This is a genomic window from Colwellia hornerae (assembly GCF_007954355.1).
GTDB lineage: Bacteria > Pseudomonadota > Gammaproteobacteria > Enterobacterales > Alteromonadaceae > Colwellia_A > Colwellia_A hornerae.
The window spans coordinates 90,065-98,261 of sequence record NZ_VOLR01000018.1; the positions used below are offsets into that span (position 1 = coordinate 90,065).

An 8,197-nucleotide genomic window follows, 5' to 3' on the forward strand; every position below is an offset into this window, starting at 1 on the left:
TGAAAAATATAATGCTTGTTATTGTACTTATCGGTAATAACTGTTGAACGGATTAAAATAGCGTAGATGTGATTTTAAAAAATATAACATATACTCAAGGACAGCTTTTTAAGAGATTAATTTCCCTATGAAAATTACACTATCTAAATTTAGGCTGCTGATTTTAATTTCATTATTATCTAGTGTTGCCGTTGCCGAAGACGTTTTAATGGCGTTTAGCCAAGAAATTCCTCCTTATGTTTTCGAAAAGTATAATAATGGCATTGAAATAGATATTATTTCTGCTGCTTTAGCCCATAAAGGTCATATTTTAAAACCACTCTATTTTCCATTAGGTCGAATTCCTATCGCCTTTCGTAATAACTTAGTGGATGCAGCAATGGGGGATATGGGGGATGATTTATCATTAGAAGGAGGTGTTTATGCTGACCCTGCTGTAATTTATGACAATGTATTTATTACTCTGAAAAGTCGTAATATTTCGATAAAAAGACCAGAAGATTTGGATAAATTACTTGTTGTTTCTTTTCAAGGAGCCGAAAAACGTTACCCTAAGTGGTTAAAAAAAGTAACAGATGAAAACAGATTCTATGGTATTAGTGATCAATTGACACAAGTAAAATTACTGCATTTAGACCGATATGATGTGGTATTAAGTGACCGATATATTTTCAAATATTTTGCTAAACAAATAGAGTCTTTGAATGCACTAGATACGGCAGAGGTTGATGAATATAGTTTTACTATTGTTGACCCTGATGATTATCGACCGGTATTTAGAAATATCAAGATAAGAGACGACTTTAATTTAGGATTAAAAAAAATAAAAGCCAGTGGAGAGTACCAAAAAATATATGATAATTACATGGGATTATAATTTTTAAGCTATTTAAATAAGTCTTGCTATTTTATCTAACCCAGTTTTATTATAATCGTTAATAGCGTTCCAAACTGCTAATTAATTACACTTTATTCCGACAAATTATTAAACATTTTATTAAAAGGAAAGCTCACACTAATATATTCAAAGTGCTAATATAGAGTATTATTCACTTTATTAGATTATCAAGAAAATGTTAGTTTTACTTCCTAAGATAGGATGTAGTTGAACCTAGCTCAAATAACTTATTCTGGCGGTGACACAACACTGTTCGAGTCAATATCCAATGACATTGCCGAAAAGGGCTACAGTATTCGCCCCTATGCTCTGCCAGAAGATTTAACCCGTCTGTTATTAAATCATCTTATTGAACTGCCCACTGAAAAATTTAAACGTGCGGGGATAGGTCGTGCCAAAGATCATATGATTAATGATTTTATACGGACAGATGAAATTAGTTGGATCGCGCGTAACAACGAAGCTAGTTGTGCTTGGATAAACTGGACAGAGTCATTGCAAGCTTATCTTAATAGGCGTTTGTTTCTGGGATTATTTTCTTTCGAAAGCCATTTTGCTCATTATGCAAAAGGAGATTTTTATAAAAAACACAAAGATGCTTTTAAAGGTGAAGGTAATCGGGTGTTATCTGTAGTGGTATACCTTAATCAGCATTGGTCTGCTGATGATGGGGGAGAGTTAGTGATTTATGATAAAAATTCACGTGGTTCGACAGTCATTGATAACAGTAAAATAACAGTATTACCCAGTTATGGCACGATAGTCGTTTTTTTAAGTGAAGAGTTTCCTCATGAAGTATTACCTGCTAAGCGAGACAGATACTCGATAGCAGGTTGGTTTCGCTTAAATAACAGTATTGATAATAATATTGATCCGCCAAGTTAATGAGAAACTTATGAACATTAAGAGCGTAGGCATTGTCTAAATTACCTGTGAAGCTTCATATTATCAGTGAATTAGATGATATAAATCAATTGATTATCCCTATAAAAGCACTTGCTGACAGAGAACGTGCTGCTATTTATGGTTTAACGGGTATGGTTTATACTCCCTATATTGATGATTATATGCAGGTAAGTATAAAAAAAGCGGCGATATTAGCTTGTTTAAAAGCACAAGGAGTACTGCCATTATCAAAGGTTGAACTGATCAGTACGGCATTAGATAACATACATAAAAGAGCTAAAAATAACGCTATTGTCGAATATGAAGGTAACCGTTATCAACGACGATTTTCGCCATTAAAATTAAGTAAATCCGGGAAAGTTGTTCATAAATGGGCGAGGTATTGGTTTTTACAATTACCCAATGGCAAAGTTGATGCTGATTGGGAATACCAAGTACGAGAAATTTGGCCTTCTTATTTTTTAATTAGGGTTAACGATCTATAACGAGGAAGGGCAGTAATAAATGCTAGCCCTTTTTCAAAACACCTATCAATTTATTTATGATAAATTACTAGCACATTTCCTCATGTTTATTCAATTTTAGCTAAATAAACGCTTTAATAAAGAGTAAAGTATCGTGACAGTCGACCCGATACCTATATACTCAATAGTACAACTATTCAATATGGGTACATTTATCGCAATAGTCTTTGTCTATCAGTACACACTTAGATTAAACCAGTAATGTAAACCGTTATATATTCCCTCCGATGTGTTTAGCTTAAAATATGAGGTTCCACGATTAATGAATAGTGTCATCAGTCCTCACTTACAAAGGTTTGAAAAACAAATATTAAGCTTGGTTCCTTATGCCAGCAACGATAGATTAGAATATTTAGTTAAAAAACTTCTACCTGATGAAAATTCTGGTCAGCACCTTGCTGTTAAAAATGAAATCAAAAAACTTGCCCAACAAGCCTCTAAACCAATAGATCTTCGATTGATCTTTGCTGACTGTCAAATCGTTACACACAATAAAGTTAATCATTATCTTGATATAGCCGGTAAAAAGCTTTTCAATGAAAAACTTGTTGAATATCAAAATCTTTATACAACAGCGCTTTACTATGAAGTTTATGAAGATGCTCAACATAGAGCGGCCAATAAAGATAAAGGTGTTAGCGAATATAAGAATGAAAGTGAAAGTGAAAGTGAAAGCGAATTTTCAGAGTTTAAAATAGATAAAACTGAACCTAAACCCTTAGTAAATAAAAATCGAATCATTAACGAACTAAAAAAACTTAACTCTGCCTGTAAAGTATTTATCAATCCTATTATGGGGATGACAGCACAAGGGAAAAAAGAGGTTGGCATTACAGCTAACATTGAAAAAATGAATAACCAAAAAGTTGTTATTCAGACCTCAGATGAAATACAAGATGTAAAATCGAATAAAGTGTACTTGTGGCTATATGACCATCATACTGAAATAGACTTCACTGAAGAACTTGAACTCGGATTTGTGATTATTGATAGCCAAAAATCTTCGCTAAATAATAAGTTTGAATACCTATTGAAGTTTTCAAGTCCATTAACAGATCAGCAAATGCGGGTTTTATTTGCTCATTATTTACGACAAAAAAAATTGGCGATTATTGGTCCTACAGAACGATTTATCACTCCTTTATTTGATTCGGTTACCTCTAAAGGTTATGAGCAGTTATATCTAAATAAAACCCACGATATTCCGTTACTTTGCTACAAGAGCAGTAATAGATGGCATGCAAAAGTAGCCATGAAAACCTCAGGAAATAACGAATTATGGGACTTTTTTAGTGATGAAGTTAAAAACTTTCATTTACCAGTGTTGCTTGGTAATGAATATATACAAAAAGCTTTAAATGAAAAAAATACAGTTGATAAGTACGCTTTTATATTAAAATCCCAATATAAAGATACCTTTATCTATTCTCTTATTTGGTATGACGATTTTGTTAATAATAGAAGCGTTAAAACTGTTTTTAATAATTATTTCAAAAATAGTCTTTTTCGAATGGTTAAAATATCCTCATCTTTTATTAATTCTGCAGAAGATGCTTATGTTCCTTCAGCATTACCTTGTCATGTTCACCCTAAGATGGCGGTATTAAATAGGGCAATCCCAAAAGCCGCACTAGATATGATCAATGATTGCGATCACATGATCACCATATCAGATATTACCAGCTTGTATGAAACGATATATCAACCAGTTAATGAAGAAATAACTGAACTAAAAAATCTATTACCTAAACGTTTTCAACTCAGTGTGGTTGACTCACTTGATGAGACTGAAATTGTTACCGCTGAAAATGATGACTCAAGAGGTGAAGACCGCTTTGTATTATCCTTTAAAATGGCTATTACACGCAGTAATAATGTTGTTACCAATATCCCCGGTATAACTAAAAATGTTTCGGTACAAGGTTTATTAGTTAATCTGCAAAAGGAAACGAAATTTAAAGCCGGTGAAGAAATTGAAATTGAATTAACGGTGCCTTTCTCGGAACAAGATAGAACACTATACAAACAAAAATATATTGTTTTGGGTTATAACAGTCATGGCGCTGTTCGACTATTAATGAATACTATTGAAAGTAAGCATTTAGCCTGTAGAGCGATACGAAAGTATATTTATCAACACGTTGATAACCTTGAAGCCTGTGGTAAGCGCGGCAGTCGTATTTATGGTCTGCAAAAAGCAATGAGAAACATATATGCACACAATCATTTCTCTATTCCATTCTACTTAAAAGCCACTAAGCATCAACAATATATTAATGCGGCGAGCTTTAGTGGTAACTCTGCACTTAAGCATCTTGTTTATAAAAATGAAAACAGCGAAGAAATTATTCTTAATCTATTGAGCAATCAAAAGTTTAGAGATTCTTGCTTATCAATTATTGCGGTACTTGCTTATAAAGAATTACCTGCTCGAGCATTTTATATTCTTGTTTTACCTAAAGATAAAAATGATAAAGAAGAGTATTCCTTTTGGTATCGTGATTTATCAGTATTGAAAAAATCGGCCCAATTGAAAGAATACACCCAGAAAGTATCTAAACACGGTAAACCGGCCATTCTAAAAGTTGAATTGAAAAAAAGTGATAAAGTGCAAAATATGTATTACCGTGACGAAATCAGTTATTTAAAAAGTCTAGATAAAGACTTAGCTGATGATCTTGAAACTCAATTAGAAAGTACTATAGGTATCGGAGAAGTCACCGATTTAACTGATATTGCTATAAAGATGATTACTAATGCCACTTAAATGACTACCAACCTATCAACTTTTGTCAAATAACCCGCAGAAAAAATATTAATACAACACTTTTAAGGTTCACCTAACCGATAAAATTAACTTACTAATGATTAATTTATCGATTATTTAGACTTTTAAGGGCGGTTGACTCGGGTGTAAGTTTGACGTTAAGGAACTTAAAAGGTTATGGTCACTCTATAGCGAATATCATGCTGTAATATTTAACGAATGTGCCTTTAAATAATGGCACCTAATAAAGACCCTGAGGTAAAAAGTGAATATAGAAAAATTAAATATCCCCACTAAATCAATAATAACGGTCGCGATTGCTGTTACCCTATTTTTCAGCTCTGTTTACACCGTCAATGAAGGGCATATCGGCATTGTTAAACGATTCAGTGAAGCCAAAGAGCAGGTCAACCCTGGTTTACACTTTAAAGTGCCTTTTATTGATAGCGTTGAAGAGATAGAAGTTAGAACACGAAAAAATGAAGAAAAAATGGCATCAAGTACCAAAGAACAAATGCCTGTAACTGTTATTGTTAGTGTTAACTGGACGGTAGATAAGACAGCTGCGCTTGAACTTTTTCGCCAATACGGTGGTTTAAAGCAATTTGAAAATAGAATTCTAGATCCTCGTTTTAGATCTGCCACTAAAGATGTTATCCCACAGTACGATGCAGAGAAATTAATACAAGATAGAGCAAGTGCCATTCAAGCGATTGAAGCAAGCTTTATCGAGGAAATGAAAGACTTTCCTGTTACGGTTGATAACATCCAAATTGAAAATATTCAATTACCGGCTAAGTACTTAACTTCTATTGAAACTAAGCAAACAGAAAAAAATCTAGCTGATGCAGAGAAACATAAACTCGCACGTCAAAATTTAGAAGCGCAACGTGACGTAAATACAGCAAAAGCAAAAGCAGACGGCATTAAGCTCGTTGCTATAGCAGAAGCTGAATCAATTAGAATTAAAGGTTTAGCAGAAGCTGAAGCGATTACCGCTAAAGCTAAAGCCTTGGGTAACAACCCTTTAATTGTTAAGCTAACCGAAGCTCAAAATTGGGATGGTAAGCTCCCAGCGACGATTTTAGGTAGTAGTAATATGCCAATATTGGATATGAGAGCAAAGTAGCCTGATACCATCATAATATAAGCCGCTTAATTGCGGCTTTTTTATTATAAATAAAAACATGTGGCTATCTCAAGTATTGACTGAACTTTGTAAAAATAGCTTATAGCTAATAATACAGAAATTGGTGGTCTTAATTGATCTAAAATAGATAGTTCAGACGTAGTACAAAAAATTATTGTTTAATTAGTAAGGTCATTATGGATTCATTAACACAAATCGTCTTAGGCGGCGCGGTCGGCTATGCGGTATTAGGTAGTAAAGTTGGCCGTAAGGCGGCTATTTATGGTGCCGTTTTAGGAACATTGCCTGACTTAGATGTGTTTTTGCCATACAGTGGTGATGTTGAAGCTTTTACTTACCATCGCGGATTTAGCCACTCGCTATTAGTACACTTGCTCATTAGCCCTTTAATTGTCTGGTTAATAACCAAGTGTCATCAAGCTACCGCCATTTATAAGAAGCACTGGTTTGCGTTGGTATTTTTGTGTTTATCTACCCATGGAATTTTGGACAGCTTCACTGTTTACGGTACACAATTATTGTGGCCTATTACTGAATATCCCTTTGCGGTCTCTAATTTGTTTATCATTGACCCTATGTATACCTTGCCGCTATTGTTTGCCTTTATTGCTATTTTTCTGCCCAGAGTTAAACTGGCAAATGTCTTAAAAATCAATCATTTTGCTTTGGCGATAAGCACACTTTATATTTGTTGGTCTTTGGTGGCAAAACTTTACATAGACGATAAAGTCACAACAGCGCTGAATGATCGGCAGATAAAAACACATCATTATTTGAGTACACCTGCGCCTTTTTCAACACTACTTTGGCGGGTATTGGTTATGTCCGATGGTCAATATTACGAGGGCTATGTCTCCGTGTTTGACTCAGCATCGGAGGTAAGTCTAGAAGCATATCAATCGTCAGACTCTCTGCTTAGTACTATTAAAAATGAATGGGATGTGCAACGACTACAATGGTTCACGAAAGGCTTTTATTCAGTAAAACAAGAAGAGCAGTATATTGTTTTATCCGATTTACGCATGGGTGTGGAGTGTAGTTATGTGTTTAATTTTATTGTTGGCGAGCAAACGAGTATGGGTATTGTTAAGAGTCATGCTGAAAAGGTAAGTGCTAGGCCAGACTTTAGTATGCTTGGTAGTGTTTTGCAGCGAATTTGGGATCCATCAGTTTCTTTGTCGCCGCTGAGAGAAAACGGTGTTTGTGTTAACAGTAAAAATTTATTTTCTAAGAAAGTTTAATCAGATGAGTACACATCATGTGGATGTCTCGCTTCTTACTTATATCAGGAGATAGCTTATTAACGATTATTTATAATTTAAGCGAATGATTAAAAATATCATTAAATTTTGACAGGGCAGACAGCAAATAATATTGAATTATATGCATTTAATTATTATGTTATTGTGAAAAATTTATCCATAGAGTGACTTGATTGAACTATGAACTATAGATTTTGTATTGGAGGATATATTTTTGAAGATGGAACTGACGACCTGATTTTAAACTTTTATCTTAAGTTGGTTGCGGGAGCCCATATCTTTCGAAAGGGAACTAACGACCTGATTTTAAACTTTTATCTTAAGTTGGTTGTGAGAGCCCATATCTTTCGAGAGGGAACTGACGACCTGCTTTTTATACTTAAGCTTAAGTTGGTTGCGGGAGCCAGATTTGAACTGACGACCTTCGGGTTATGAGCCCGACGAGCTACCAGACTGCTCCATCCCGCGTCCGAATGTCCTAATAGGTTCTTAGGAAAGCCAAGTTGTTTTAATTCAAACTTAAGAATTTGCTTTTTATACTTAAGCGTAAGTTGGTTGCGTGAGCCCATATCTTTCGAAAGGGAACTGACGACCTGATTTTAAACTTTTATCTTAAGTTGGTTGCGGGAGCCAGATTTGAACTGACGACCTTCGGGTTATGAGCCCGACGAGCTACCAGACTGCTCCATC

General features: G+C 34.5%; 6 protein-coding genes and 1 tRNA gene. 6 read left to right on the plus strand and 1 reads right to left on the minus strand.

What is annotated here, in order from left to right; genetic code table 11:
• Positions 1-127 precede the first annotated feature (127 nt).
• The 6 genes from ESZ26_RS13410 to ESZ26_RS13435 all read left to right on the plus strand — a co-directional run bounded on the left by ESZ26_RS13410 (position 128) and on the right by ESZ26_RS13435 (position 7,486).
• Positions 128-877: a substrate-binding periplasmic protein gene (locus ESZ26_RS13410; RefSeq protein WP_223271680.1), complete on the plus strand. Its 750-nt coding sequence runs from the start codon at positions 128-130 to the stop codon at positions 875-877.
• 228 nt (positions 878-1,105) lie between these two features.
• Positions 1,106-1,783 (plus strand): 2OG-Fe(II) oxygenase, encoded by a 678-nt coding sequence (locus ESZ26_RS13415; protein WP_223271681.1) that lies wholly within the window; start codon positions 1,106-1,108, stop codon positions 1,781-1,783.
• A 32-nt stretch (positions 1,784-1,815) separates the two neighbouring features.
• Positions 1,816-2,289, plus strand: a complete 474-nt coding sequence (locus ESZ26_RS13420; RefSeq protein WP_146799985.1) for a hypothetical protein — start codon at positions 1,816-1,818, stop codon at positions 2,287-2,289.
• 301 nt (positions 2,290-2,590) lie between these two features.
• Entirely contained in the window at positions 2,591-5,095 is a 2,505-nt protein-coding gene (locus ESZ26_RS13425; RefSeq protein WP_146799986.1) for a hypothetical protein, read from the plus strand.
• A gap of 301 nt (positions 5,096-5,396) precedes the next feature.
• Positions 5,397-6,224 carry a prohibitin family protein gene (locus tag ESZ26_RS13430; protein WP_395881227.1) on the plus strand — a complete coding sequence of 276 codons (828 nt, stop codon included), beginning with the start codon at positions 5,397-5,399 and terminating at the stop codon, positions 6,222-6,224.
• 197 nt (positions 6,225-6,421) lie between these two features.
• Positions 6,422-7,486 carry a metal-dependent hydrolase gene (locus ESZ26_RS13435; protein WP_146799987.1) on the plus strand — a complete coding sequence of 355 codons (1,065 nt, stop codon included), beginning with the start codon at positions 6,422-6,424 and terminating at the stop codon, positions 7,484-7,486.
• 412 nt (positions 7,487-7,898) lie between these two features.
• Here ESZ26_RS13435 and ESZ26_RS13440 read toward each other — a convergent pair.
• Positions 7,899-7,975, minus strand: a tRNA-Met gene (locus tag ESZ26_RS13440).
• Positions 7,976-8,197 lie beyond the last annotated feature (222 nt).

Bases quoted from the DNA above. Each gene is read 5' to 3' on its own strand.
- ESZ26_RS13410 (WP_223271680.1), top strand. From the start codon at position 128: ATGAAAATTACACTATCTAAATTTAGGCTGCTGATTTTAATTTCATTA.
- ESZ26_RS13425 (WP_146799986.1), top strand. From the start codon at position 2,591: ATGAATAGTGTCATCAGTCCTCACTTACAAAGGTTTGAAAAACAAATA.
- ESZ26_RS13435 (WP_146799987.1), top strand. From the start codon at position 6,422: ATGGATTCATTAACACAAATCGTCTTAGGCGGCGCGGTCGGCTATGCG.